The sequence below is a fragment of the Streptomyces doebereineriae genome (assembly GCF_031845645.1).
In the GTDB taxonomy this organism is placed as follows: Bacteria; Actinomycetota; Actinomycetes; order Streptomycetales; family Streptomycetaceae; genus Streptomyces; species Streptomyces canus.
On sequence record NZ_JAVREZ010000005.1, the window covers coordinates 297,873 to 323,868 of the forward strand.

The window sequence follows — 25,996 nt, forward strand, 5'->3', positions numbered from 1 at the left end:
GAGCACGGACGTGGCCGAGACCACCATCCAGCAGCAGCCGCTCATGGGCTGGGAGAAGCCGGAGCTGGACCTGAGCAACGCCGATTGGCACTCGAGCAGCCGCGGTCGGGGGGATGTTCAGATCGCCTTCGTCGAGGGGTTCATCGCGATGCGCAACAGCGGCCGCCCGGAGAGCCCTTCCCTGATCTTCACCCCCGCGGAATGGGGCGCGTTCGTGTCAGGGGCGCGGGAAGGAGAGTTCGACCTCACCTGAGGGTGAGCGCAAAGGGGCCCCGGCAAACGTGTTAATGGATGCGGCGGAACCTATCATTAGCCGCATGCAGGACACGATCAACAGGGACGCCCGTCTCACCCTGGACCTGGCCCTCACCATCCGGCACGACGGACACGGCGGCGTCGCCGACGACCTGGCCGACCTCGCGGGCCTCACCGCCTGGGTCCGGGAGCACGCCGAGACATTGCCGGACGCCTCGGACTTCGTCGCCGACGAGGGGACCCTCGCGGCGGTCCGTGATCTGCGGGCCGCCCTCCGAGCCCTCTTCGCCCGCTCCGTGCGTCCCGGCGAGCCCAGCCCCGCCGACGCGGCACGCCTGCTGCCCGTGCCGGAAGCCGTGGCCCGCCTCAACGCGGTCGCCGCCCGCACCCCGACCGTCCCCGTGCTGCACTGGACCGACGACGCCGAACCCGTCGTACACCGGCAGCCGGTGCCACCGGGGACCGACCTCACGGCCGTACTCGCGCAGGCCGCGATCGCCTTTCTCGCCGGAGCCGACCGGCGGCGGCTGCGCGCTTGCCATGCCCCGCGCTGCGTGCGCTACTTCCTGAAGGATCATCCGCGGCAGGAGTGGTGCAAGCCCTCCTGCGGCAACCGGGCGCGGGTGGCCCGGCACCATGAGCGTCACAGGGAGCAGGGGAGGGGCCGTGACGTCGAAGGCGGCCAGACGGCGGTTCAAGAAGGCCGAACGCCTGCGGACGTTCCGGCAGACGCAGCGGAAGAAGCGGGGAGAGCAGCGGGGTGAGCGGTTCCGTTCTGCCCTGGCCGCTCTGGTCGGCCTCGTGTTCGGCGTGGTGCTGACCGGCTACTGCGGGCTGATGCTCGCGGGTGCCGTCGGACTCTCCGGAACCGCGGAGAGACTGCACGTCGACTCGTGCGAGGTGGTGCGGACGTACAACAACAAGCCGACCACCGAATGCCATGGCCAACTGCTGTCGGCCGGCGGTCGGTTGATCGACACCGACGCGGTCATCGAGGCCGACGCCCGCATCGGTTCCACGATCGCGGTACGCGACCAGCCACTGGCCGGGCTCGAAACGCTCGGCTTCAGGGCGATCGCCGGCTGGGCGACCCTGACGGTGATGGGGCTCTTCGTCCTCGCCTTCGGAATCGTCTCGGCGCTCACCCTGTGCGGCTGGGGCGCCGCCGCGACAGCCGGGTCGCGCTACATCGCCGCGCCGGCCGCAGCCGTCGGCGCCGGAGGGCTGATCTACTTCCTCGCCGTGCTGTACGAACACGTCTTCTAGCCATGCCCGAGGTGGGTCGACACGGGCCCGCCCGGCACCCCGCAGGCGTACGCTGAGGTGCCTGTAGGTCACGGTGTGCGCTCGCTCCCCGCGCGGGTGGGCCTCCGTGACGGGGGGTGCGCCATGGTGCAGCGCAGTGTGCGGAGCAGAAGGACTCTCCTGGAGCGGGAGAGTGAACTCGCCGCCGTCGACGAGGCGTTGGGAGAGCTCACCGGGCTGCGTACGGACGGTGCCGAACCGCGCGGGCGCTCCCGTGGAGCCGTGCTCGCCGTCGCCGGCCGGGCGGGCATCGGCAAGACGACCCTGCTCACCGAGGTCCGCCGCCGTGCCGCCGCCCGGGGCTGCACCGTGCTGGCCGCCCGCGGCGGCGACCAGGAGCAGCGGGTCGCCTTCCATGTCGCCCGGCAGCTGCTGCAGCCGCAGTTCGCCGGCGCGGGCGAAGCCGATCTCCGTGCCCAGCTGGGCAGTTGGTTCGACATCGTCGGCCCCGCACTCGGCCTGTGCGCCCCGACCGACGGGGCGCCGCCCGACCCGCAGGGCCTGCGGGACGGACTCGACTGGGTGCTCACCCATCTCGCCGTCCTGCGCGCCCCGATGGTCCTGGTGCTCGACGACGCCCACTGGGCCGACCCCGAATCGCTGCGTTGGCTGGCCGCGTTCGCACCCCGCACCGAGGAGCTCCCGCTGCTGGTCGTCGTCGCCTACCGACCCGACGAACTCCCCGACCACGCCGAGTCGTTCAGGGCACTGCCCGGCCGGGCCGGCGGACGCCCGCTCGACCTGGAACCGCTGAGTGCCGTCGCCGTCGCCCGTCTCGTACGGGAGACGCTCGGCGCGCACGCCGACGACGCGTTCTGCCGGGAATGCTGGGCCGTCACCGCGGGCAACCCCTTCGAGACGGTCGAACTGGCCGCCAAGGTGCACGACCGCGGCGTCACCCCGACCGAGGACGCGGCGCACCTCCTGCGTGATCTCGCGGCCGCCGTCAAGGGCAGTGGCCTGGTCGCCCGCCTCGAACGCCTCGGCGCCTCGACCGTCCGCTTCGCCTGGGCCTGCGCGGTCCTCGGCACCGAGATCCATCCCCAGCTCGCCGCCGCCGTCGCCGGACTCGGCCACGAGGAGGCCGCCGATGCGGCCGACGCCCTGCGCGGCGCCCGCATCCTCACCGGGGGCGAATCCCTGGAGTTCGTCCACCCGCTCATCGCCACCGCCGTCTACCGGGCCATCCCGGCCGGATTCCGCGTCGCCCTGCACGGCCAGGCCGCCTGGTGCGTGGTCGACGACGGACGCGGCCCGGCCGCTGCCGCCCGCCACCTCCTGGAGACGCATCCCGACGGCGACCCCTGGGTCGTCCAGCAACTGCGCGCCGCCGCGGCCGAGACCCTGCGCTCCGGCGCCCCCGACACCGCCCGCAGCTGTCTCGCCCGCGCCCTGCGCGAACCTCCGCCCTTCGAGGACCGGGCCGCCGTCCTGTACGAACTGGGCAGCGCCTCCCTGCTCACCGAACCGGCCACCACGGTCAACCACCTGCGCGCCGCCCTCGAAGAGCCCATCGCCGACTCCGCTCTGCGCCACCGCATCGTCTACCGGCTCTCCCAGGTCCTCGCCCACAGCGACCGACTCGCCGAGGCCTCCGACACCCTCGCCCGCGAGATCAAGGTCACCGGCGACGCCCGCGTCAGGCTGCGCATGGTCGCCGAGCAGTTCATGTGGGACGCCTTCCGCGCGGACGAACCCGACCACCCCTCCCGCTCCCGCCGCATGGCGAGGCTCGCAGACCGTCTCACCGGCCGCGACCTCACCGAGCGGTACATCATCGGCCTGCGCACCTGGGACGCCGTCCTGCGCGGCGAACCCGCCCACATCGCCCTCCATCACGCCGAGCGCGCGCTCGCCGGCGGCCTCGGCTGGGCCGATCCCGACCGCGGCTTCGAGGTGCCCGTCCTGGTCGCCCTCGCCTTCACCTACGCCGACCGCCCGGGCCGCACGGAGGAGCTCTTCGCCGCCGGGATCGCCGACTTCGAACGGCAGGGCTGGCGCGGCGCCCACCTCTCCTTCGCCTACACCCTGCTCGCCTACGTCCGTTTCCGCCGCGGCCGCCTGGCCGAGGCCGAGGACTTCGTCCGCGCGGGACTGCGTCTCGCCGAGCGCGTCGGGCCGGGCACCCCGGCCCAGTGGTACGCCGTGGGCATCCTCATCGAGGTCCTGCTCGCCCGCGGCCGGGTCCACGAGGCCGCGCAGACCGCCGAGGACCACTCCTTCTGCGCCCCCTTCCCGGCCGTGGTGGTCTTCCCCGACGCCCAGACCGTGTACGGCGAGCTGCTGCTGGCGCGCGGCCTCACCAAGGACGCGACAGCCGAGCTGGCCGCCGCCGGCCGCCGCCTGGAACCGCGCGGCATGCGCAACCCCGCGTGGTGCCCCTGGCAGCTCCACCTGGCCCGCGCCGAGAGCCACGACACTCCGGAGCAGGCGGTCGCGACGGCCCTCGAAGCGGTGGCGCGAGCCCGGCAGTTCGGGACCCCGTCGGCGGTGGGCCAGGCACTCCGGCTGGCTGCCGAGGTCTCACCGGGCTCGGCCCGAGTCAAGCTCCTGGAGGAGTCGGTCGCCCACCTGGAACGTTCCCCGGCCGCGTACGAGCTCGCCTGCGCGCTGGTGGCGCTGGGCACGGAACTCCGTCGCACAGGTCGCGCCCGGGAGGCGGCGGAACACCTCTACCGAGGCCTCGAAACAGCCGTCCAGTGCGGCGCCGACGGTCTGATCGAGACGGCCCGCGACGAGCTGACCGCCGCGGGCCTCCGCCCCCGCCGCCTGCACAGCACGGAGACGGACACGCTCACGGCACGCGAACGTACGGTGGCGAACCTGGCTGCGCTGGGGCACACCGAGGAGGAGATCGCGAAGGAGTTGAACGCCGATGAGCAGACGGCGACACGGTTGCTGTCGGCCGTCTGTCGCAAGCTGGGAACGGACAGTACCGGACTGCGAACGGTGAGTGGTCCCGCCTGAGGGCGCGGGAGGTCCCCCACACACCTGCACCCGCACGACCACGTGACTGCCCATTACCATTGGCGCATGTCGTTTCTCCGCCGCCGTAGTGCCACCCCCGCCGGTCCAGACTTCGATGTCCTGGCCATGGACCCGGGCGACTGGCCCGGCAACCTCGGCGCGGGGCTCCTGCCCGCCCCCGACGGCACCTGCCAGGGCGTCTTCCTGCGCTACGACCTCTTCGGCGGCCGCGGCCCCGCGATGATCATCGGCAACCTCCCCGAGGGCTCCCCGGCCCGCGAGGTCCCCGACGGCGAGGTCCCCTTCGAGGTGGCGCAGCTGCTGATCGCGCTGGAGAACGACGAGGAGGTGACCGTCACCGACACCGAGGAAATGCCGGTGATGCAGGGCGACAACCTCCTGATCGTGCGCCGCCTCAAGCTCTCCGAGAGCCGCATCTCCTGCGTCCAGTTCGACCGCAGCGACAACGTCCTGGTGACCATCGCAGCCTGGGACCGACCGATCACGGACGACCTGTACGCCCTCCTCAAGCCCTTGCCGGCGGAGCTCTTCCAGCAGGGTTGACCGTTTGGCCGCGCCGCCCCGGAAGGCCAGGTTCCCCGTCCATGGCCTTCCGGAGCCGCCAACGGCCACGTGTCCTACCGGCGCCGGCCCGAGGGCTTCACATCGACGTCCGCCGCTCGCACGAACGCCACCCGGTGGCCGTACTGGATCTCGTAGTACAGGTCCTGCCCGACCACGACCTTGTGCGAGTCCGTCGTGAAGGTGACCGCGTAGTAGTACTCGCCGGGCACCTTGTCACCGATCACATACGTCTGGCCCTTGAGCACCTTGTACGGCAGCGGCGACACCGCCTGGGCGGGGATGCCCGTCGGATAGGCGGAGGCCTCGGGGTAGGCGCGGCCGTACACCGGGACGCTGTCGAGGCCCTCCTTGGGGGTCACGACGAGACCGGAGGCGCTCACCGCGGTCGGGTTGCTCCTGGGGTTCTTGAACCAGGCCTTCTGGCCCAGGTACCAGATCGCCGTCCAGTCGCCGTCCCGGTCCGCGACCGCGTACTGCTGGCCGGTGGAGACCCGCGACGAGAGGTCGTTCACGTCGGTCGTCGGAGCCCTGCCGCCCATACCGATGTCCGTGATGAGAGCGGAGTTCTCGTCGGGGGCCGAGTAGAGCCGTACCTCGCTCGAACCGTGGGACGCGCAGGGCTCGCCCTTGGCGACGCAGCCCGTGTACTGCGGCTGGTTGGTCGCGTAGTCGGGCCGGATCGTCACCAGGCCGCCCCGCTTGGTGGAGGTCGCCTTGAACGGGTGGCCCAGCAGCTCGAAGTAGTGCCGCCAGTCCCAGTACGGGCCGGGGTCCGTGTGCATGCCCGAGACGGTCGAGGTCGTCGGGCCGGGCACGTTGTCGTGGCCGAGGATGTGCTGCCGGTCCAGCGGGATGCCGTACTTCGCGGAGAGGTACTTCACCAGCCGCGCCGAGGACCGGTACATCGCCTCCGTGTACCAGGCGTCCGGATTCGCCAGGAAGCCCTCGTGCTCCAGACCGATCGACTTGGCGTTGATGTACCAGTTGCCCGCGTGCCAGGCCACGTCCTTCGCCTTCACATGCTGGGCGATGTGACCGTCGGTCGAGCGCAGGGTGTAGTTCCACGACACATAGGTCGGGTCCTGCACCAGGTTGAGGACGCCCTCCCAGGCGCCCTCCGTGTCGTGGATGACGATGTACTTGATGCTCTGCGAGGCCGGCCGGTTCCCCAGGTCGTGGTTGCCGTAGTCGTTGTCCCCGAACTCCTCGTAAGGTGCCGGGATCCACTCGCAGGACACCGTCTTCGGGCACTCGGTGTCGCCGCTGCCGAGCGTGCGCAGGCCCGTCCGGGCGAGCTGCGCGGTGTCGGGGGCCAGCGTCGGCCGGCCGGCCAGGGTGATCCGCTGGCCGGCGTCCGTGGTGCGCTCCTCGCCGGTGCGCAGCACGTCGAAGACGTCGTTCGCGTACGCCGCAGCCGTCGCGCTGTCATCCGCGCCGGAGAAGCGGGCCACCGCGCCGTACCAGTCCGCCGGGTCCTGGCTCAGCGGCTCGCCCAGGTCCTTCTGGGCGGCTGCCAGCAACGCGGCGCCGCCGGCGATGTTCGCCGCGGGGTCGGTGCGCAGGTCCCCGGCGCTCAGGCCGCTCAGCTCGGCCGCCTTCGGCAAGGTCTCCAGCCGGGCCGGGAGCTCGGTGGGCGTCGGCACCTTCGTCTGAGGGAGCAGCGCCGGGCGGGCGCTGTCGCCGCGGGCGTCCTCCGTGCCCTCGCTGTGGTGCGGTGCCGAGGCGAGTGCGGTACGGGCGTCGGTGAGGTGCATCGGGCCGTAGCCACCGGTCACACTCGGCGCTCCGTCGTGGCCGTCCCAGCGGGACTGGAGATAGGAGACGCCCAGGAGGACGCTCTGCGGGACGTGGTACTCGGCGGCCGCCGAGGCGAAGGCCTGCTGGAGGCCGGCCGAGGAGTCTTCGGCCTGCGACGGGGCCGCGCCGAGCAGGGGCAGCAGCAGGGCGGTGCCGGCCAGTGTGCCGACCACCCTCCGGGTGGCTCTGTTGGGGTCGGTCGTGGGTCCTCGCAATGCAGCCTCCTGGGACGGTCGGGCGCGATGAGCCGTGCGGGGCCGGGCGTGCGTCAGTGGTACCGGCTTGCCGACGATCCGTCAATCATGCCCAGGGGCAGGCGTTTTCCCCTGTCAATGAGGGGTGGCGGGAGTTTCGTGGCGGATGCATCCAGGCCTGCGGGGCGTCAGTGGCGTACACCAATGTCCCGTGGCGAGGAGCCGCACATACGACGGTCCGCGGTGCGCCTCCGTTCTTCGGGGCGCACCGCGGACCGTCGTCCCCGTCAGCGAGTGCCGACCGCCGCGCGTACGGCCCGACGGGCCAGCTGGCAGTCGTCGTGCAGCCGCCTCAGCAGCAGCCGCTGTTCCTCGCCGGACGGCGCAGCACCCGGATGGGCCATGCCCGGTGCCGCCGGGGTCGAGTCGTGCATCGAACGCTGCACGGCCGTCTCGTACGTACGGATCTCACGGGTCAGTACGAGCATCAGGTTCACCAGGAAGGCGTCCCGCGAGGCGGGGCCCGCCGACTGGGCGATCTGGCTGATCTGACGGCGTGCCACCGGGGCGTCGCCGAGGACCGACCACAGCGTCGCCAGGTCGTAGCCCGGCAGATACCAGCCCGCGTGCTCCCAGTCCACCAGCACTGGACCGGCCGGTGAGAGAAGGATGTTCGAGAGCAAAGCGTCGCCGTGGCAGAACTGGCCCATGCCCTGCCGGCCCGCCGAGTGGGCGATGCCGTGCAGCAGCTTCTGGAGGTCGCCCATGTCCCGGTCGGTCAGCAGCCCCAGCTCGTGGTAGCGGGAGATACGGGCCGCGTAGTCGAGCGGGGCGTCGAAGGTGCCCGCCGGGGGCCGCCAGGCGTTGAGCCGGCAGACCGCGCCGAGCGCCGCCCTGATGTCCGCACGGGGCGGGGCCTCCGCCGGATGCCGGTGCAGCGCGGCCACCCGGCCGGGCATCCGCTCGATGACCAGGGTGCAGTTGTCCGGGTCCGCCGCGATCAGCCGAGGAACGCGCACCGGCGGCCGGTGCCGGACGAACGAACGGTACGCGGCTATTTCGTGCCGGATCCGCTCGGCCCATACGGGGGAGTGGTCGAGTAAACACTTGGCGACAGCCGTGCTGCGTCCCGTCGTACCGACCAGGAGCACGGAGCGTCCGCTGCGGCGCAGCACCTGCACCGGGGCGAACTCCGGGCAGATCCGGTGCACCGACGCGAGCGCCGTGCGCAGCTGGGCGCCCTGAGGGCCGGACAAGTCGATTCTCCCGCTGAGCGGTTGGGTGCCGAGCCCCGGAACGCGCCGCGTCCTGCCCGTACCCGGTACGGGGGCCGTCGGCCGCGCGGGGTCGAGGTAGGGGCCGCTGCCCGCCTGGCGGAGATGCGGCGACCGGGGCGGGGCGGACACAGAGGACGATGCTGCGTACATGGGCGAGACAGATCCCTTCGTGTGCCTGCTGTGCCTGGAGAAGCAGTGCGCTGCCCGACCCGGAACACCGGGCGCACCCTGGGGAATGTCCCTGTGAGGTCCGGGTCGGGGTGGCGCGTTCCTACCTCACCGCAGATGCGCACTGGCACACCATCTGGCGCACCCTGGCGAACCCTGGCGAATAGTCCCGGAGCAACTGACACGGGGCTACTGTCAACTCAGCCGAGAACCTGGGGGCTTGATGTGAGCGGACAACCCAACACTCGACTTTCGGACCTGTTCGGCCTCGCCGGCTGGTCCAAGGGTGAACTCGCGAGGCTGGTCAACCGGCAGGCGGCGGCCATGGGCCATCCCCAGCTGTCGACCGATACCTCGCGGGTGCGGCGGTGGATCGACATGGGAGAGATCCCGCGCGATCCGGTGCCGCGGGTGCTGGCGGCTCTGTTCACCGAGCGACTCGGCCGTGTCGTGACCATTGAGGACCTCGGTCTGGTCCGGCACGGGCGTACGGGGAAACGGCAGGGCGACGGGAGCGTGGAACATCCCGACGGCATGCCGTGGGCGCCCGACCGAACCGCCGAGGTCCTCACCGAATTCACGGGAATGGACCTCATGCTCAACCGACGCGGCTTGGTGGGCGCGGGTGCCGCGCTCACCGCGGGATCCGTACTCAGCAGTGCCATGCACGACTGGCTGCACACCGATCCGGCCCTCACCGCCGATGCCCCCCAGTTCGACGACCCCCTGCACGCCGACCCCGCTGGGTTCGACCGTTACGAGGCCGCCCCCATCGGGTCGCAGGAGATCGAGGAACTGGAGCGCTCGGTCGAGGTGTTCCGGGCCTGGGACGCGGCCCGCGGCGGCGGGCTGCAACGCAAGGCGGTCGTGGGCCAGCTCAACGAGGTGGGCGGCATGCTCGCCTACCGGCACCCTGACCATCTCCAGCGGCGGCTGTGGGGGGTCGCCGCCAACCTGGCCGTCCTCGCGGGCTGGATGTCCCACGACGTAGGCCTCGAACCGACGGCCCAGAAGTACTTCGTCATCGCCGCCCATGCCGCGAGAGAGGGCGGTGACCGGCCCCGCGCCGGCGAGGCGCTCTCCCGCGCGGCCCGCCAGATGGTGCACCTGGGCCGGCCCGACGACGCGCTCGACCTGATGAAGCTCGCCCAGTCCGGTTCCGGCGAACAGGTGCTGCCCCGCACCAGGGCGATGCTCTACACCATCGAGGCCTGGGCACAGGCTTCCATGGGCAAGGGCCAGGCGATGCGCCGCACCCTCGGACAGGCGGAGGACCTCTTCGTCTCCGACAAGAGCGACGTGCCACCGCCGAGCTGGATGCAGACCTTCAAGGAGGAGGACCTGTACGGCATGCAGGCCCTTGCCTACCGCACGCTGGCGGAGCACGAGCCGGGTGCGGCCGCGCACGCCCAGCACTACGCGGAGAAGGCCCTCGCCCTGCGGGTCGACGGACGGCAGCGGTCGAAGATCTTCGACTTCCTGTCGATGGCCTCGGCCTGCTTCATCGCCGACGACCCCGAACAGGCGGACCGCTATGCGCGGTTGGCGCTGGTGTCGATGGGCTCCAACTCCTCCCACCGCACCTGGGACCGGCTGCGTCAGATGTACCGGCTCACCGCCGAGTACTCCGGCTACCCGAAGATCAACGAGCTGCGCGAGGAGATCCGGCTGGCGCTGCCGAAGCCGAAGGGAAGGGGTGGAAACAGCGCTCGGGCGTGAGCACCGGCCTTGACCACCGGCACAGTGTTGCTATGAAGTCACCCTGGCGATGAGCACGCAGGCGTCGTCCTCGCGCTCGGTCTCGCCGAACTCCTCCATGACCATGCGCACACAGTCCTGCGCGGTGCGCGCCCCGTCGAACCGGGGGGCCAGGTCGAGGAGCCGGTTCACGGCAGCCGTACTGCTGCGCCCGGGCACCAGTCCGTCCGTGTGCAGCAGGAGCAGGTCGCCCGGTTCGAGGGTCTCCTCGGCCTGCGCGTAGACGGCTCCGGAAGTCGCGCCGAGGAGCACACCGTCGGGTGAGTTCAGCCTGCGCCCCGTCCCGCTCCGGAACAGCAGCGGGGCGGGGTGCCCGGCCTGCGCCCAGACCAGGGTGCGGGTCTCGGGACGGTAGCGGCAGCAGACCGCGCTGCCGAGGGCCGGCTGCACGGTGGCGTCGAGCAACTGGTTGAGCAGGGACATCAGTTGGCCGGGCTGGGTGCCCGCCATCGCCATGCCGCGCACGGCGCCGAGGAGGGTCGCCATGCCGGAGGCCACGGCGACTCCGTGCCCGGTGAGGTCGCCGACGCTGAGCAGGGTCTCGCCGTCGGCCAGTTCGAGTGCGTCGTACCAGTCGCCGCCGATCAGGGCGCTGGCCGACGACGGCAGATAGTGGGCGGCCAGGTCCAGGGTCTCGGTGCCCTGGTGCGGGAGCCGCAGGGAGCCACGCCACGGCGGCAGCACGGCCTCCTGCAGCTCGACCGCGAGCCGGTGCTCGCTCTGGGCGCGCTGCCTCTGGCGTTGTAACGAGTCACGGGTCTCGCCCACCGCCCTTTCACTGCGCCGCAGTTCGCTGACGTCACGCAGCACGGCCCACATCGAGGCGGTACTGCCGTCGGCGGCGAGCACGGGCTCGCCCATCATGTGGACGGTGCGCACCTCGCCGTCCGGGTGCACGACTCGGAACTCGCCGTCTATGCGTTTGGCGTCGACCAGGCAGTCCGTGACCATGCCCGTCAGTCTCGGCCGGTCCTCGTCGAGCACCAGGGAAGGGAGCTCGTCGAGGGTGAGCGGGGGAGCGGTGCGGTCGCGGCCGAGTATCCGGTACAGCTCCCCGGACCAACTCGCCTCGTCCGTAAGGAGGTTCCACTCCGCGCTGCCGACCCGGCTGAGCAGCGAGCCGCGCCGGGGAGCGGGCGGCGCGGTTCGCGCGGCGGACTGCGCCCCGGGTACCGACGGCACGGGCGGCGGGCCGTCCCGCAGCTGCGCCAAGTGCTCGTCCAGGTCGCTGAGTTGGTGAAGTGCGAGGTCGTACAGCGCGCGCTGCCAGCGCTCCTGGGGGTCCAAGCCGTCACTGGGCGCGTCCCGTCGCACGGCGTCCACGTCGCCCTTGAGCCGCCGCGTCTGCGAAATCAGCGCGTCGACCGAGCCGCGTCCTGGCGGCTGGGCGGCGGGGTGGTCCGCGGAGAGGTGGGACGGCATGACGCACTCCGATGCGGGGACGGTTCGACCTGGGCGGGACGGAGGGACCGTTACGACTGTTGCACAGGGCGCCACGCGCTGTAAGGGATTTGGCGGCACACGATACGGTGGTGCTTCTGGCATATGCCACAGTCTTCGCGGAGCGGTCGGGCGGAGCGTGTTGTCTACGCTCTTTGATGTCTCAAGTCGTAGGCGTTGTACGCGACTTGGCGGGTCGGTGGGGTGGCCGATCCGGTGTTCATTTGTGTGTTCGACGATCCTGTGTTCTAAGGAGTCTGGCAAGACCTCGTGGTGAAGTCGAGGAATCTTGCTATGTGACGCAGGTCACATTAATTCACCCCCGCTCAGGCGTAATGCAAACGGCACCTGCGAGGTCCTAAGTACACGTCGGCACAACCGGCCGACCTCTCGCCCGCAGTGGAGACCGTATGGACACGACCTTCGAGCAGCCTGCCCGCGCCCGGCTGATCACCGCGGAGAACCAGGAACTGCCCGTCCCCGCCATCCTGCGCTACGACTCCACCGACCCGCTGGCCCTCTGCGTCGACTTCCCGCCCGAGGTCTCCCTGGACGGACAGGGGGTGACCTGGACCTTCGCCCGTGCCCTGCTGGAGGAGGGGCTGCGCGGACCGGCCGGCGGCGGGGACGTGCACATCTGGCCGTGCGGCCGGAGCACGACGGTCGTGGAGTTCCACTCGCCGTACGGCCTCGCCCTCCTCCAGTTCGACACGCCCGCCCTGCGAAGCTTCCTGCTGCGGACCTATGCGGTGGTCGGCGCGGGACAGGAGAACCTCGGCGAGGCCGTCGAACAGGGGCTCAGCGCGCTCTTCGGGGGTGTCTGAGTGGCGTACAGCGGCCTCGGGCCTCCGCTCAGTACCGCAGCACCCCCGCGATGCCGTCGGAGCCGCCCAGCGTGCCGTCCGGTACGAAGCGGACGTCGGCACCGGTCTCCAGGCACTGTTCGACGATCTCGTCCACGATGTCCTCGCGGGCGTCGAGGTCGCCGCTCTCGGCCGGGATCAGATGGTCGCCGCCCCCGTCGCGGACCGTCACCCGGTAGTTCTCCTCGACGGCCAGCAATCGCAGCCGGCCCTCCCGGGCGCTCTGCCAGATCTCGTCGACACCGGCCGCGAACGCCCGCCGCCCGCGTGCCGCTTCGAGCTCCAGGGTCACCGCGTCGGTGCTCTTGCGGGCCTCCGCGGCGACCAGCGGCCGGACCGCATGCCAGACCGCGTCCGGGGTGCCGTGCGCGAGACCGCCGTGCGGGACGTGCACCGCGTCCTTGGTGACGCTGCCGACGTCGTCCAGCGCGGACAGCGCCGCGGTCTCGCCGGTGATGTACAGCGGCCTCGGCTCCTCGCGCAGGAGCTTGGCCAGCGCGGTGTCGGCGTCCCGCAGGAAGTGCCGCGTGTCCTCGTCCCGGAAGGTGCTCGGCATGTCACCGATCCGCTCCAGGCGCTCGGCGTCGAAATTCTCGCGGGTCCTGGTCAGCGGAAAGCCGCCGGCGCGGTGCTCGGTCACGCGGTCGACGCCGCCGTTCCACAGTGTGGCGCGGTCGGCCGAGACCGACAGCACCCAGAACGGGCGCTCCGACGCCTGGGCGGAGACGAGGTTGCGGGTGAGGAAGGTGTCCGAGAGCACCACGCGCTCCGGTACGGCACGGGACAGGGACCACACCTGGTGCTCGCCCGGAGCGGCGAAGATCACCAGACCGTCCTCGGCGTGCGCCAGATCGACGTCGGCGAGGGCCAGGTCGAGTTGCCGGACGACGTCGGCGCGCCGCTCCCGGGGAACCGCCGGGTCGGCCTCCAGCTGTTTCTTGGCCTCGGCCACCACATTGCGCAGCCGGACCGGATCCTGGGCGTTCTCGGGTTCACGGCGGTGGGTCGGCGTCAGTACGGACACCGCCGGATAGGCGCGCGGGCGGCGCAGTTCGGAGAGGGTCGCAGGGCTCAGTGCGTGCTCCATAACAGCACCATAGGACCGATCGGCCGATCAGGCATATGGGGCAACTTGATCGGGCATTCAGGGCAGACAGCTCATGTCTTGAGCGTCTCGAGTACGGCGATCGAGCCCTGGGCCACCGCGCACAGGGTCTCGGCGCCGTCCGCGCCCACGGTGCTCAGGTCGCAGCGGCACACCACGCGGGTGCGGCCCGCCCGTACGACCCGGGCGCGGGCGCGCAGCAGTTCACCGTGGGCCGGACGCAGGAAGTCGATGGAGAAGCCGGCGGTGGTCACCGCGGAGCCGGCCACCGAGCCCGCCGCGAAGGAGAGCGCGTTGTCCGCGGCGTAGCCGAGCACTCCGCCGTGCACGGTTCCGTGCTGCTGGAGCAGGTCGCCGCGGATGTCGAACTCCAGAGTCGCCCAGCCCTCCTCGAAGGCGGTCAGACGGGCGCCGACCAACGTGCTGAACGGCTGTGCCGCCAGGACCTTCCGGGCGAGCTCCAGGTCCAGGGTCCGAGTCATCTCCCCACCTCCGTCGGGCTCTCACTTCACTAGTGAAGTGAGACTGGCGTGAACCCCTCCCGTCTGTCAACATCGGCGCATGCCCGACCCCGACGACCAGCGTCTCTACTTCCTGCTCCAGCGGGCCGCACACCGTTTGCGGACCACTGCGGACCGGCGCTGCCTGGCCGCCGCGGGGGTCACCACGGCCCAGCTCGGCGCCCTGTTCGCGGTGCACGACGAGGCCGGCGTCACCCAGCAGCAACTGGCGCGCACGCTCGGACTGCGCGAGTCGGCCGTGACCGGGCTGGTCGGCCGGCTGACTGCGGCGGGCCTTCTCGCGAAGAGGCCGCACCCGCGTGAACACCGGGCCGTCGTACTGGAGTTGACCGACGCCGGCACCGATGCCCTGCGGGCCGCCCAGCCCGAGATCGACCGCTTCAACACAGAACTGCGCGAGGCGCTCGGCGACGACGGTTTCACCGGGGCGGCGACTGCCATGCACCGGCTCGCGTACTGGGAGTCCTAGGGGGCCCAGCGCTCGGGTTGCGCCACACGCTGTGAGGCGACGTTCGCCGGACGCACGCGGGCGATCAGCGGGATGTCCGGCACGTGCGCCGCTGCCCAGGTGGTGACCGCGGTGGCGGCTTCGCCGGCGAAGCCCTGGCCCCAGGCCGAGGCGGCGAAACGGTAGAAGAGGTTCAGCACCTGTATTCCGTGGAGTTCCATGGGCTTGATCCCGCAGAAGCCGAGCTGCCGGGCGCTGTCGCGGCGCCCGACGACCCAGTAGCCGTAACCGTGCTGCTCCCACTGCTTGTCCCAGCGCCGGTAGAGCTGTTCGGCCTCCTCGTGCCGGGTGAGTGCGTCGGAGGGGTTGTGCACGCAGGTCTCGGGGTCGCTGTGGACGTCGAGGATCACGTCGATGTCGGCTTCTTCCGGGCGCCGCAGCCACAGTCGGGCGGTCTTCAACTCCTCGGCCGTTTCGCTCCGTTCACTCATGCCGGGATCGTAGACGGAGTGGATCTCAGTCGTCGCGTTCGGGCCCGCAGGAGCTGCCGTCGGGCGGGAGAGTGCCGTACAGCAGGAAGTCGTCGACCTTGCGGCGCACGCACTTGGAGGAGCCGTAACCGGTGTGGCCCTCGCCCTTGTTGTCGAGGACCACGGCCGAGTCGCCGAGGCGCTTCGCTGTCTCCACGGTCCAGCGGTACGGCGTCGCGGGGTCGCCACGGGTGCCGACGAGGAGCATCTTCGGGGTGCGGACCTCGCGCACCTTCTCGCGGATGAAGTCGGTGCCCTTCGGGCGGCCGTAGCAGATCAGGTACTCGGTGAGCCGGTAGCGGCCGAAGACCGGCGACGCCTGCTCGTAGGCGGCACGCAGCCGGGCCAGGTCCTTGGTGATCCGGTCGGCGCCGGGGCGGTCGGGATCGTCCGCGCAGTTGATCGCCATCAGCGCCGCCGGAAGATTGTCGAACGGTATCTCCTCCACATCGGCGAGGGTGCTGTGCGTCGGGTCGTCGGATGGAGGCCGCGCGCGGGTGAGGACTTCGGAGCCGCCGCCCGCGAAGCCGAGGACGCCCGTTGTGTCGCCCTGTTCCACCAGCTCGGCGAGCGCCCGCTCCAGCGAGGGCCACAGATCCTTGCTGTAGAGGGCCTGGCCGATGGCGCCCACCAGGTCCTGTCCGGTGAAGGCAGGGCCGAAGTCGGTCGGCACCGGGTCCTCGTCCAATGACGCCACAAGTTGCAGGACCTGTTCCCGGGCGCCGCGCGCGTCGGTGCCGAACGGACAGGCGATGTCCTTCACGCACCAGTCGACGAAGTCCTCCAGCGCCCTCTGTTGCCCGGCGGCGCCCGCCACGCCCTGTTCGGCCAGCGGCTCGGTGAGGGTGTCCACGCCGTCCAGCACCAGCCGGCCCACCTTCTTGGGGAACTGGGCCGCGTACACCGCGCCGAGCCGGCTGCCGTACGAGAAGCCGAGGTAGTTGAGCTTCTTGTCGCCGAGGGCCTGGCGCATGATGTCCAGGTCGCGGGAGACGTTCACCGTGCCTATGTGCGGGAGCACGGGCCCGGAGTGCTTGCCGCACTGGTCGGCGGCCTTCCGCAACGTCCCGAACACGGCCTGCGGGTCCCGGTCGAAGGCGGTGTCGTCGTTGGTGGCCGCCAGCGCCTCGTCGGTGCCGTTGCCACAGCTGACCGGGGAGGACCTGCCCACGCCGCGCGGATCGAAGGACACCACGTCGTACTCGTCCGTGAGGGCCATGAAGTCGTCGCCGCCGGCCGCGAGTGCGGGCACGCCCGCGCCGCCCGGGCCGCCGAAGTTCAGCAGCACCGAACCACGCTTGTGCTTGGTCGTGGCCCGGTAGCGGGCGAGTGCCAGTTCGAGGGTGCCCGCGCGGGGCTTCGCGTAGTCGAGGGGAACAGTGACCTTTCCGCACTGCAGGTCGGCGGGGGCCTCCATGCCCACGCACTTCGACCACTTGATCTTCTGGCGGTAGAAGCGCGACAGATCCGGTCCGGAGCCGTCCGTGACCACGGACGGCAGTCCGGCGCCGAGCAGGGCCAGCCCCACGGCTCCGGAGACTGCGCATCGCCGCCTCGTCACCTTGGCGAGCATCCATGCCTCCAAGGACGCCCATCGGCGCCCTCGATCACGATAAGCGGCCCTTCGACGGGACGCCTCCGGGGGAGCGCGATCACGGAATGTGCCCTGATCCGTGCCCGCTCGGACGCATGTGTCAGCTCTGATGGAACCGGCCGTGCAACTGCCGCACACGCTCCACCAGCTCGGGCACCGGTCCCTCCACGACCACGCCGGGGGCGACCTCGTTGACCGGCAGTGCCCGCACCGGTGGTGCCGGGACCCCCAACTGGGTCAGCCACTGGGCCAGTTGCTCGGACGAGGCGACGTACACGATACGTCCGAGGCCCACCCAGGCGTGGGCGGCCGCGCACATCGGACAGTGCTCGCCTGAGGTGTACACGGTGGCCGCCGCCCGCTCCTCGGGCGTCATGTGCGCCGCCGCCCAGCGGGCCAGCTCGAACTCGGGGTGCCGGGTGCGGTCGCCCGAGGCCACGCGGTTGTGGTCCTCGGCGAGGATCTCGCCGGCGGCGCTCACCAGGACCGAGCCGAACGGTTCGTCCCCGGCCTCCAGCGCCTCGGTGGCCAGCTCGACGCAGCGGCGCAGATACGGCAGTTCTGTGTCCTTCACGACCATGGAATACGGCCTCCTCGCCACGAGCCTAAGGTCATCGCCGCGTCGCCGGAAACGCCTTTCGGGCCGCGGTGACCACCCCGAGGGCCACCGCGACCAACGGCAACGCGGTCCACGGCAGCGCCCCGGCGCCCCAGCCGTCCAGTGCGAGACCCCCGGTCAGCGAACCCACCGCGATCCCGGCGTTGTACACCGTCGTCTGCAACGACGTCGCCACGTCCGCCCGCTCCGGACCCGACGCGTCGATCAGCGCCGTCTGGATCAACGTCGGCGCACCGCCGAAGGCGACGCCCCACAGGGCGACCGAGATCAGCAGCACACCAGGTACCCCGGCGGCCAGCCCCAGCGCGAGCATCACGGCCGCGCACAGCGCCAGCGCGGCCACGAGCGTCGGCCGCAGATGCCGGTCCACCAGCACCCCGGTGATCCAGATCCCCACCACCGTCGCCGCCCCGAACACCAGCAGCACCAGTCCCGTACGGCCAAAACCGGCATGCGCCGCGAACGGGGCGACGTACGTGTACATCACCTGGTGCCCCACCAGCAGAAACAGCGTGACGGACAGGACGGCCGGGATGCCCGGCAGCGCGGCGACCCGGGCGAGCGGCACGCGCGCGTGCGGCGTCTCGCCCGGGAAACCGGGCACCCGCCACCGCACCCAGCCCACCAGCAGCACCGCGAGCCCGAACAGCAACCCGAACGCCGTGCGCCAGCCCACCGTCCCGGCCAGCGCGGTTCCGGCCGGGACTCCCAGGGCCAGGGCGAGGGTGATCCCGGCGAGGACGATCGCGATCGCCCGGCCGCGCCGCTCGGCCGGCACCATCCGTGCCGCGTACCCGGCGAGCATCGCCCAGAGCGTCCCGCCCATGCCCCCGGCCACCAGCCGTGCCCCGAAGGTGAGGGCGTACGACGAGGACACCGCCACCACCGCGTTGCTCACCGCGAAGCCGATCAGCGCCCCGACGAGCACCGGCCGGCGTGGCAGCCCGCGCAGCAGAGCGGTGAGCGGGATCGCGGCGGCGAAGGACGCGAGCGCGTACCCGGTGACGAGGAAGCCGATCCGGGCCTCCGAGACGCCCAGATCCGGGGCCATGCGGGGCAGCAGACCCGCGGGCAGCAGCTCGGTCAGCACAGCGGTGAAGGCGGCCGTCGACAGGGCGAGGAGCCCGGACCACGGAAGCGGGGCGGACACGGGCGGGGCTGTGCCCTTGGCCGGGGAGGTGGTGGACATGCGACCATGCTCGGACCTTCACATCAGTGTGAAGGCAAGGGCGACCCGGGAGTACGTGATGAGGATCGGTGAACTGTCCCGCCGTACCGGAGTCCCCACCCGGTTGCTGCGCTACTACGAGGAGCAGGGCCTGCTGCACCCCGAGCGCACCGACAACGGCTACCGCGCCTTCGGAGAGGCGGCGGTCCGGGACGTCCAGCAGATCCGCGGGCTGCTGGACTCGGGTCTGACCACGGAGATGATCCGCGCGATCCTGCCGTACCTTTCGGGACCGGAGGAGATCCTGCTGCCGCCCGAGCATCTGACACCTCGGACCGCGGCCCTCCTGGAGGCCCACGTCGATCGCATCCAGGCCCGGATCGACTGTCTGGCCCGCAACCGCGACCGGCTCAGCGCCTACCTGGCGGCGGTGCGCGCGGAGGCCGGGCGGCCGTAATCGCCATTGCCGCAAAGGCGTCCGGGTGATGAAGTGGGCCCATGGATCATGTTGCGGTACTCGCCCTCTTCGACCGGGACATGCGCGAAGGCGCACAGCCGGACGGTCCCGGTGCCCGTGTCGAGCGGGTCGGCGGGGTGGTCCGCCAGGTCGCCGCCGAGCACGGCTGGAACGGCGTCGTCTGGTCCGACCTGGACGACTCGAGCGCCGACAAGGCGATCGCCGAGCAGATCGCGTACTACACCGGGCTCGGCCGCGAGTTCGAGTGGAAGCTGTACGGCCACGACCTGCCGTTCGATCTCGGACAGCGGCTCAGGGCGGCCGGATTCACCGCCGAGCCCGAGGAGACGCTGATGATCGCCGAGGTCGCCGACCTCACCCTGGACGTCGAGCCGCCCGAGGGGATCCGTTTCCTTCCGGTCACCGACCGGGCGGGCGTCGACCTCGTGGCGGACGTGCACGAGAAGGCCTTCGGCACCGACAGCTCCCGGCTGCGGCACCAACTCCTCGCCCGGCTGGACGACCCCGACAGCGTGGTCGCCGTCGTCGCGCTCGCCGGGGACGAGCCGGTCAGCGCGGCCCGCATGGAGCTCGTGCCCGGCACCCGCTTCGCCGGCCTGTGGGGCGGCGGCACCGTCGAGAGCTGGCGCGGCCGCGGGATCTACCGCGCCCTGGTCGCGCACCGGGCCCGCGCCGCCGTGGAGCGTGGATACCGCTACCTCCAGGTCGACGCGCTGGCCACGAGCCGGCCGATCCTGGAACGCCTCGGGTTCGAGCCGCTGACGATCACGCAGCCGCACGTGTACCAGCCCTAGAGCCCGGTGGCCGCGACAGCTGTAGAGCCCGGCGGCCGCGATGTCACATCCGGGCCCGCCCGATCCGTCGCACCGGTATGACGACGAACCAGAGCCAGAGCATCCTCCTCGCCGGCGCGAGCGGCGTCCTCGGCCGCCACATCGCCAGGGCCCTGACCGACGCGGGCCACAAGGTCACCGGACTCGGCCGGAGCGAGGGCAACGGCGTCCGGGCCGACCTCATGGACCGCGACGCCCTGCTGCGGGCCGTGGACGGACAGCACTTCGACACAGTCGTCCACGCGGCGACCGCCCTGCGCAAGCCGCCCATGCGCCACCGCGACATGTACGCCACCGACGCGCTGCGCATCGAGGGCACCGCCCACCTCGTCGAGGCCGCCCGGGCCACCGGCGCCCGCCGCTTCGTCACCGAGTCGATGGTCTTCGGATACGGGTACGGCGACTTCGGCGACCGACCGATCACGGAGGACGACGAGTTCGGGCCGCGCGGCACCGACCCGGAGCTGGAACGGCACCTCGCCGGGATGCGCGCGAAGGAACAACTCACCTTCGAGGCAGCCGGGTTGGAGGGCATCGCACTGCGCTTCGGCCTCTTCTACGGCCCCGGCGGCACCGAGAACATCCTGACCCTGCTGCGCAAGCGGCAACTGCCCGCCCCCGCCGACCACGGCCGGGTCCTGCCGTGGGTCGAACTCACCGACGCGGGCCGCGCGGTGGCCGCGGCGGTCGTACGCGGGCGTCCGGGGCAGGCGTACAACGTCGCGGACCGCACACCGCTCGGCTTCCGCGCCCATCTGCTGTGTGTGGCCGAGGAGTTCGGACTGCCGAGGCCGATGACCGTACCGCTGTGGCTCACGAGGCCGATGAGCTACGCGCACACGATGTTCTCGGCGAGCCTGAGGGTGTCTGCCGAGAAAGCCGAGCGGGAACTGGGCTGGACGCCCGCGTACCCCTCCAGCCGCGACGGGCTGGCCGCACTGCGGGCCGCGACGGCCCGGTGATCACAGATCGAGCTGGTACTCCACGGACTTGTGCGTCGACAGGTAACCGAGTGAGTCGTTGACGGCGAGCATCGGTTTGTTGCTCTCCGCAGTGTCGGTGCACAACCCGGACAGCCGCGGGTGCCGTTCGAGGGCGTGGCGGACGGCCGCGGCCTTCATCCAGCGGGCGAGGCCCTTCCCGCGGTGCTCGGGCAGCACGGCGGTGCCGTAGTGCTGGCCGTCCCCCGACCCGTCGCCCGGGACGACCAGTTCGGAGAAGCCGACCACGCTGCCGTCCTTCGCGTCCACGGCGGCGACGGTGTGCAGCAGCTCTCCCCGTCGCGCGACCGCCTCCGCGGCCGCGACCACACGCTCCACGTCCCAGACGACCCTGCCGAAGTCCGTGCCCTCCATCGGCATGTCGTCCATCGCCCGCCGCGAGTCGGCGAAGGACCGCGCCAACGCGTCCGGCACGGTGCCCTCCCACTCGGTCAACCGGTAACCGGGGTGGGGCAGTTCGACGAGTGCGTCGATCGCGGCACGATCGACGTCGGCCAGCGGGAGCCGGGCGTACGTGAGCGCCAGGACCTGCCGGAATCCCCGCGCGGCCAGGAACAGATCGGCGGGGGAGCCCTGTACGGCCTGCGCGATCACCGACCGCCGCCGTTCCGCCTTCGCGGCGTCCACGACCGCCCTCAGCAGCCGGCTTCCGACGCCCTGCCGCCGCTCGGCGCCGTGCACGGCGAGTTGCAGTTCGGCGAGGTGATCCTGCCCCTCCTTCGTGAACAGCCGCAGGAAGGCGGACCCGAGCGGGACCCCGTCGTCACCGGAGGCCAGCCAGGCCAGACGGCGGCTGGAGGCGGCGGGTTCGGGATCGGCGAGCGGGGTGATGTGAAAGCGCAAGCGAGTCTCCGTCACGGGAGGAGGGGCGGCGGGCGCTTGAAGCCTGCCGTCGTACTCCGGCGGGCGCAACGGGATTTGACGTCGGGGCCCCACAGTCGTCGGAGCACCCACACTCAGGGCATCCACGCGCGGCGGCGCGCCGGAGTCTCCGGCGCGCCGCCGCGCGTGCTGGTGTGGTGCCTGGTCCCGTACGACCGTCAGCGGCGCGCCTTCGACCGGTCCAGCGCCGCCACGCCGAGCGCGGCGAGGCCGATCTGGATGAGCCACTCGACCCAGTCGACGCCCTTGGTGTCGGCCACGTCGAAGGCCCCGGCGATCGCCGAGCCGATCAGCGCGGCCACGATGCCGACCAGAATGGTCCACAGAATTCCGATGCGCTGACGGCCCGGAACCACGAGCCGGCCCAGGACACCGATGACTATGCCGATCACGATGGCACTGATGATGCCGTCGACTTCCATCTCCGCCCCTTTTTCGATGAGCCCCGATGTAGTCCGGATGCCCCCTGGGAGCGGCGTCAGTCCGGCTCCGTCCCAAGCGTCGGTCAACACCCGGTCAATCCTGTTCGGGAGGACCGGACGGTTCTGTTCAGCCTTCTTGGTGTCATGTACCTTTCAAATTGATCGGGTATCTATGCGCGTAGTTCCCCTCCCGCACCATCCTTCCCCCACTCCTCACGGAGGTATGCCGGATGCTCGGACTCACCGTTCCCCGCCACAGACTCGGCGCCGTCCTCGCCGGATTCAGCCTCGTCGCCGCAGGTGTCGCCGTGCAGGTGACCGCCACCCCCGCCGCCGCTGCCACCCCGCACCGGATCCTCTTCGACAACGCCCACGCCGAGACGGCCGGCAACGCGGACTGGATCGTCTCCACCAGTCAGCCCGACCCTCTGGGCCAGGACTCCTCGCCCTCCGCCGAGTCCGACTGGACCGGCGCCCTCTCCTCCTGGGGCGTCGCCCTCCAGAAGACCGGCGACTACAGCCTCAAGACCGCGACGAGCGCCCTCACTTACGGCGGCTCCTCGGCCACCGACCTGTCGAACTTCGACACCCTGGTCCTGCCCGAGCCCAACACGCTCTTCACCACCGCCGAGAAGACGGCGATCATGACCTTCGTGAAGAACGGCGGCGGCCTCTTCATGATCTCCGACCACACCGGCGCCGACCGCAACAACGACGGCGAGGACGCGGTCGAGATCCTCAACGACCTGATGACCGACAACAGCGTCGACTCGACCGACCCGTTCGGCTTCTCCATCGACTCGCTGAGCATCAGCTCGGACTACCCGAGCGCCATCAGCGACAGCAGCAACCCCGTCCTGCACGGCTCCTTCGGCACCGTGACCAAGAGCCTGATCGCCAGCGGCACCACGGCCACCCTCAAGCCCGCCGACAACTCCGCCGTCAAGGGCCTGCTCTACCGCACCGGTTACTCCGGCAACACCGGGGCCTTCTTCGCCACCAGCACCTTCGGCAGCGGCCGCGTCGCCTTCTGGGGCGACAGCTCACCCATGGACGACGGCACCGGCCAGTCCGGCAACACCCTCTACGACGGCTGGAACGACTCCGGCGCCACCAACGCGGCCCTCGCCCTGAACGCCACGGAATGGCTGGCCGGCGGCAGCAGCAGCGGCGGCGGCGATGACGGCGGCGGCGGTTCCACCTGCACGTCCGCCCAGCTCCTCGGCAACAACGGCTTCGAGTCGGGCAGCAGCACCTGGAGTGGCACCAGCGGCGTGATCACCAACTCCGGCGACGAGTCCGCCCGCACCGGCTCCTACTACGCCTGGCTCGCCGGCTACGGCTCCGCGCACACCGACACCCTGTCCCAGTCGGTGACCGTCCCGGCCGCGTGCACCACGGCCACGCTCAGCTTCTACCTGCACGTCGACACCGCCGAGACCACCACCAGCACCGCCTACGACACCCTCAAGGCGCAGGTCCTGAACAGCTCGGGCACGGTACTGAGCACCCTGGCCACGTACTCGAACCTCAACGCGGCCTCCGGCTACACCCAACGCAGCTTCAGCTTGGCGGGCTACGCCGGACAGACCGTCACCCTCAAGTTCACCGGCACGGAGGGCTCCACCCTCCAGACGTCGTTCGTCATAGACGACACGGCACTGAACGTCAGCTGACCCACGCCGGAACCCACCCGGTCGCGGCCGTCACCTCGGCCGCGATGTCGACCACCGTGCGCCCGCCGGTCCCCACGCGCAGCGTGCCGGCGGGCGCACGCTGGTCCAGCATCCGCCCCGCATCTCCTGCTCCCGGATCGCCCTCGGGCGCCGCATGCACCTGCCCCATGAAGTCCCCATACGGCGAGAGCGGCACGCCAAGTCCCCGCAGGGGCACGGTGTTTCAGGCACGCAGGCGCCACGTGCGCAGGACGATCTCCCGGCCGCGCGACACCCTCCTGACCGGCGGCTCGTGCGTGAGGTCGAACGCACAGGACCGGGCGACCGCCTCGCTCGCCGTGTTGGCTGCGTCGATGCGCAGCACCACCCGGCGGGGCCGGATCTCCCGGACCGCGTACTCGGCCGCGAGGCGCACCGCCCGCCCGGCGAGCCCTTGGCCCCGGTGGGCGGGCCCGATGCCGTAGGCGAGCTCCAGGTCACGCTCGTCCGAACCGCTGCGGAACAGCAACACCTCCCCGCGGGGAAGGAGCCCGTCCGTGGTGACGGCCAACTGGATCTTCCGTCCCTCGGCCTGCCCCTCCCGTGCACCGGCGAGATAGGCGCGTGCCGCGTCCAGGTCGAACGGCGAGGCCACCGGCGTCCAGCGGGCCATCTCCGGATCGTCGTAGAGCGCGACCAGGTCGGCGAGGTCGGCGTCCGCCCACTCGCGCAGCCGGACGCCGTAGCCTTCGAGACGTGCGGGCGGAACGAGGGTGAAGGTCTTGTTCGTGTCCATGGGTCGATCCTGCCCCGGGAGGCGGTCGGATGGAGGAGTCGGTGCTCGGCGGCGGCGCGGTCAACGAGGTCGTCCGGGTCGGCGAGACCGTGCGACGCACACCGTCGCAACGGTCGGCGTTCGTACGGGAGTTGCTCGCACTGTTCGAGAGCGCCCACTGGCGGGGCGCGCCCCGGTTCCTCGGCATCGACGAACACGGCCGGGAGACGTTCGGCTACCTCGAGGGCAGGGCCGCGGTGACCTCGACCGAGCGCGTCGCCGTCCGTGACGACGAGGCCCTCGTGGAGGTCGCCCGACTCGTCCGGGCCTTCCACGACCTGACCCACGGGACGCCGCTCGCCGGCGATCGGGACGTCGTCTGCCACAACGACCTCGCGCCGAAGAACACCGTGTACGCCGTGGCGGCCGGCGTATGGCGCCCTTCGGCCTTCATCGACTGGGACCTGGCCGCTCCGGGCGCCCGGATCCACGACGTCGCCCACGTGTGCTGGCAGTACCTCGACCTGGGGCCGACCGTCACCGACGTGGCGGAGGCCGCTCGCCGGATCCGGCTGGTCTGCGACGCCTACGGCCTCGACAGGCGGAACCGGCTGCTGGACACGGTGCTGTGGTGGCAGGACCGGTGCCGGCGCGGGATCGAGGCAGGGGCGCTGCGAGGCGAGCCGGCCATGGTCGGGCTGCGGGACCAGGGGGCCGTGGACGAGGTACGGGCCGCGTGGGAGTGGGTCGCCGGTCATCGGTGCGAGCTGGGCTCCCTCCTGGGGTGACGGCATGCGGAGGGAGGGCCGGTCCACCGGGCGTGGACGGGCCCTCCCTTCTCCCGGGTCGAGGATCCTCTACGGCTTGGGGGCGCTCTTCGCCGCCGTGACGGTGCACATCAGCCCCAGGATCACCGCGAGGGCGCCGATGATGATGTTGTTCAGCGCCACACCGGCGTCGGGGCTGTCGCCGACCACCCAGGGGGCGACGATCATCCAGATGCCGACCGCGCAGAAGGCCCAGCTGAGGCCGTACATGCGCTCAGGGGTCTGGGTGAAGCCGAGGGCCAGCAGACCGATCGCTATGCCCACGATGAGGTTGTGGGTCACGAGGGCGGGCTGGCTCGTCGTGTAGTGGAGTATCCAGGGGGACACGGCGCAGTACAGACCGAGCAGGAACACCGGTCCGTCCACGAGCGCCACATCGCGACCGCCGAGCATGCGGGCGTAGCGTTCCCGCATTTCTGGAGCGTCGGGGTGGCTGGTGATGTCACCCCTGGTGTGCGAGACGTTGGCCATGACTCGTCTCCTTTGACTTACTGGCCTGACCGCGTGTGGTGCGGTGTGCGGTAAGCGC

General features: G+C 71.4%; 26 protein-coding genes and 1 pseudogene. 13 read left to right on the forward strand and 14 right to left on the reverse strand.

Annotated features, from left to right (window positions below):
• The first annotated feature begins 10 nt into the window (after window positions 1-10).
• The 5 genes and pseudogenes from RNB18_RS17545 to RNB18_RS17565 all read left to right on the forward strand — a co-directional run bounded on the left by RNB18_RS17545 (window position 11) and on the right by RNB18_RS17565 (window position 5,091).
• Entirely contained in the window at window positions 11-253 is a 243-nt protein-coding gene (locus RNB18_RS17545; protein WP_028807758.1) for a DUF397 domain-containing protein, read from the forward strand.
• Between the two features lie 64 nt (window positions 254-317).
• A pseudogene (locus RNB18_RS17550) lies at window positions 318-914 on the forward strand (CGNR zinc finger domain-containing protein); the annotation flags it as partial.
• A gap of 142 nt (window positions 915-1,056) precedes the next feature.
• A complete protein-coding gene (locus tag RNB18_RS17555; RefSeq protein WP_311715006.1) occupies window positions 1,057-1,521 on the forward strand; it encodes a hypothetical protein in 465 nt (154 codons plus the stop codon).
• A 123-nt stretch (window positions 1,522-1,644) separates the two neighbouring features.
• Window positions 1,645-4,527: an ATP-binding protein gene (locus RNB18_RS17560; protein WP_311715007.1), complete on the forward strand. Its 2,883-nt coding sequence runs from the start codon at window positions 1,645-1,647 to the stop codon at window positions 4,525-4,527.
• Window positions 4,528-4,593: 66 nt separating this feature from the next.
• Entirely contained in the window at window positions 4,594-5,091 is a 498-nt protein-coding gene (locus RNB18_RS17565; RefSeq protein WP_311715008.1) for a hypothetical protein, read from the forward strand.
• Window positions 5,092-5,165: 74 nt separating this feature from the next.
• On the opposite strand, the gene RNB18_RS17570 is transcribed toward RNB18_RS17565, so the two are convergent.
• Both RNB18_RS17570 and RNB18_RS17575 read right to left on the reverse strand, forming a co-directional pair.
• Entirely contained in the window at window positions 5,166-7,124 is a 1,959-nt protein-coding gene (locus tag RNB18_RS17570) for an N-acetylmuramoyl-L-alanine amidase (protein WP_311715009.1), read from the reverse strand.
• A gap of 266 nt (window positions 7,125-7,390) precedes the next feature.
• On the reverse strand, window positions 7,391-8,530 hold the full coding sequence (locus RNB18_RS17575; RefSeq protein WP_311715010.1) for an aminoglycoside phosphotransferase family protein: 1,140 nt from the start codon (window positions 8,528-8,530) through the stop codon (window positions 7,391-7,393).
• 243 nt (window positions 8,531-8,773) lie between these two features.
• Between RNB18_RS17575 and RNB18_RS17580 the strand changes: the two genes are divergently transcribed.
• Entirely contained in the window at window positions 8,774-10,267 is a 1,494-nt protein-coding gene (locus tag RNB18_RS17580; protein WP_311715011.1) for a DNA-binding protein NsdB, read from the forward strand.
• Window positions 10,268-10,297: 30 nt separating this feature from the next.
• On the opposite strand, the gene RNB18_RS17585 is transcribed toward RNB18_RS17580, so the two are convergent.
• Window positions 10,298-11,728, reverse strand: a complete 1,431-nt coding sequence (locus tag RNB18_RS17585; RefSeq protein ID WP_311715012.1) for a PP2C family protein-serine/threonine phosphatase — start codon at window positions 11,726-11,728, stop codon at window positions 10,298-10,300.
• Window positions 11,729-12,156: 428 nt separating this feature from the next.
• On the opposite strand from RNB18_RS17585, the gene RNB18_RS17590 reads away from it, so the two are divergent.
• On the forward strand, window positions 12,157-12,570 hold the full coding sequence (locus RNB18_RS17590) for an SsgA family sporulation/cell division regulator (protein WP_311715013.1): 414 nt from the start codon (window positions 12,157-12,159) through the stop codon (window positions 12,568-12,570).
• 28 nt (window positions 12,571-12,598) lie between these two features.
• Here RNB18_RS17590 and RNB18_RS17595 read toward each other — a convergent pair whose 3' ends face one another.
• Complete coding sequence (locus tag RNB18_RS17595) at window positions 12,599-13,696, reverse strand: baeRF3 domain-containing protein (protein ID WP_311715014.1); 1,098 nt, start codon at window positions 13,694-13,696, stop codon at window positions 12,599-12,601.
• A gap of 71 nt (window positions 13,697-13,767) precedes the next feature.
• A complete protein-coding gene (locus RNB18_RS17600) occupies window positions 13,768-14,196 on the reverse strand; it encodes a PaaI family thioesterase (RefSeq protein ID WP_311715015.1) in 429 nt (142 codons plus the stop codon).
• A gap of 79 nt (window positions 14,197-14,275) precedes the next feature.
• On the opposite strand from RNB18_RS17600, the gene RNB18_RS17605 reads away from it, so the two are divergent.
• A complete protein-coding gene (locus RNB18_RS17605; protein ID WP_311715016.1) occupies window positions 14,276-14,704 on the forward strand; it encodes a MarR family winged helix-turn-helix transcriptional regulator in 429 nt (142 codons plus the stop codon).
• Here RNB18_RS17605 and RNB18_RS17610 read toward each other — a convergent pair.
• From RNB18_RS17610 to RNB18_RS17625, 4 genes are all read right to left on the reverse strand, one after another.
• On the reverse strand, window positions 14,701-15,174 hold the full coding sequence (locus RNB18_RS17610; protein ID WP_311715017.1) for a GNAT family N-acetyltransferase: 474 nt from the start codon (window positions 15,172-15,174) through the stop codon (window positions 14,701-14,703). The genes RNB18_RS17605 and RNB18_RS17610 overlap by 4 nt on opposite strands.
• 25 nt (window positions 15,175-15,199) lie before the next feature.
• Window positions 15,200-16,786: an alpha/beta hydrolase gene (locus RNB18_RS17615; protein WP_311715018.1), complete on the reverse strand. Its 1,587-nt coding sequence runs from the start codon at window positions 16,784-16,786 to the stop codon at window positions 15,200-15,202.
• Between the two features lie 121 nt (window positions 16,787-16,907).
• Window positions 16,908-17,387, reverse strand: a complete 480-nt coding sequence (locus RNB18_RS17620) for a nucleoside deaminase (protein WP_311715019.1) — start codon at window positions 17,385-17,387, stop codon at window positions 16,908-16,910.
• Between the two features lie 31 nt (window positions 17,388-17,418).
• Entirely contained in the window at window positions 17,419-18,615 is a 1,197-nt protein-coding gene (locus RNB18_RS17625) for an MFS transporter (RefSeq protein WP_311715020.1), read from the reverse strand.
• A gap of 58 nt (window positions 18,616-18,673) precedes the next feature.
• On the opposite strand from RNB18_RS17625, the gene RNB18_RS17630 reads away from it, so the two are divergent.
• The 3 genes from RNB18_RS17630 to RNB18_RS17640 all read left to right on the forward strand — a co-directional run bounded on the left by RNB18_RS17630 (window position 18,674) and on the right by RNB18_RS17640 (window position 20,867).
• Window positions 18,674-19,051: a MerR family transcriptional regulator gene (locus tag RNB18_RS17630; RefSeq protein ID WP_306985925.1), complete on the forward strand. Its 378-nt coding sequence runs from the start codon at window positions 18,674-18,676 to the stop codon at window positions 19,049-19,051.
• A gap of 41 nt (window positions 19,052-19,092) precedes the next feature.
• The gene (locus tag RNB18_RS17635) at window positions 19,093-19,866 is read left to right on the forward strand and encodes a GNAT family N-acetyltransferase (RefSeq protein WP_311715021.1); all 774 of its coding nucleotides are present in this window, start codon (window positions 19,093-19,095) and stop codon (window positions 19,864-19,866) included.
• Window positions 19,867-19,943: 77 nt separating this feature from the next.
• Window positions 19,944-20,867: an NAD-dependent epimerase/dehydratase family protein gene (locus RNB18_RS17640; protein ID WP_311715022.1), complete on the forward strand. Its 924-nt coding sequence runs from the start codon at window positions 19,944-19,946 to the stop codon at window positions 20,865-20,867.
• On the opposite strand, the gene RNB18_RS17645 is transcribed toward RNB18_RS17640, so the two are convergent.
• Window positions 20,868-21,749: a GNAT family N-acetyltransferase gene (locus RNB18_RS17645; protein ID WP_311715023.1), complete on the reverse strand. Its 882-nt coding sequence runs from the start codon at window positions 21,747-21,749 to the stop codon at window positions 20,868-20,870.
• 197 nt (window positions 21,750-21,946) lie between these two features.
• Entirely contained in the window at window positions 21,947-22,210 is a 264-nt protein-coding gene (locus RNB18_RS17650; RefSeq protein ID WP_057611480.1) for a GlsB/YeaQ/YmgE family stress response membrane protein, read from the reverse strand.
• Window positions 22,211-22,440: 230 nt separating this feature from the next.
• Between RNB18_RS17650 and RNB18_RS17655 the strand changes: the two genes are divergently transcribed.
• Window positions 22,441-23,886 (forward strand): hydrolase, encoded by a 1,446-nt coding sequence (locus tag RNB18_RS17655; protein ID WP_311715024.1) that lies wholly within the window; start codon window positions 22,441-22,443, stop codon window positions 23,884-23,886.
• Here the strand turns inward: RNB18_RS17655 and RNB18_RS17660 are convergent.
• Both RNB18_RS17660 and RNB18_RS17665 read right to left on the reverse strand, forming a co-directional pair.
• Complete coding sequence (locus RNB18_RS17660; RefSeq protein WP_311715235.1) at window positions 23,879-24,055, reverse strand: hypothetical protein; 177 nt, start codon at window positions 24,053-24,055, stop codon at window positions 23,879-23,881. The two genes, RNB18_RS17655 and RNB18_RS17660, sit on opposite strands and share 8 nt — an antisense overlap.
• Window positions 24,056-24,109: 54 nt before the next feature.
• Window positions 24,110-24,661, reverse strand: a complete 552-nt coding sequence (locus RNB18_RS17665; protein ID WP_311715025.1) for a GNAT family N-acetyltransferase — start codon at window positions 24,659-24,661, stop codon at window positions 24,110-24,112.
• A gap of 29 nt (window positions 24,662-24,690) precedes the next feature.
• Here RNB18_RS17665 and RNB18_RS17670 point away from each other — a divergent pair, with 29 nt between their 5' ends.
• Complete coding sequence (locus RNB18_RS17670) at window positions 24,691-25,428, forward strand: phosphotransferase (RefSeq protein ID WP_311715026.1); 738 nt, start codon at window positions 24,691-24,693, stop codon at window positions 25,426-25,428.
• 69 nt (window positions 25,429-25,497) lie between these two features.
• Here RNB18_RS17670 and RNB18_RS17675 read toward each other — a convergent pair whose 3' ends face one another.
• Entirely contained in the window at window positions 25,498-25,938 is a 441-nt protein-coding gene (locus RNB18_RS17675; protein WP_266520285.1) for an SPW repeat protein, read from the reverse strand.
• Window positions 25,939-25,996: the final 58 nt, after the last annotated feature.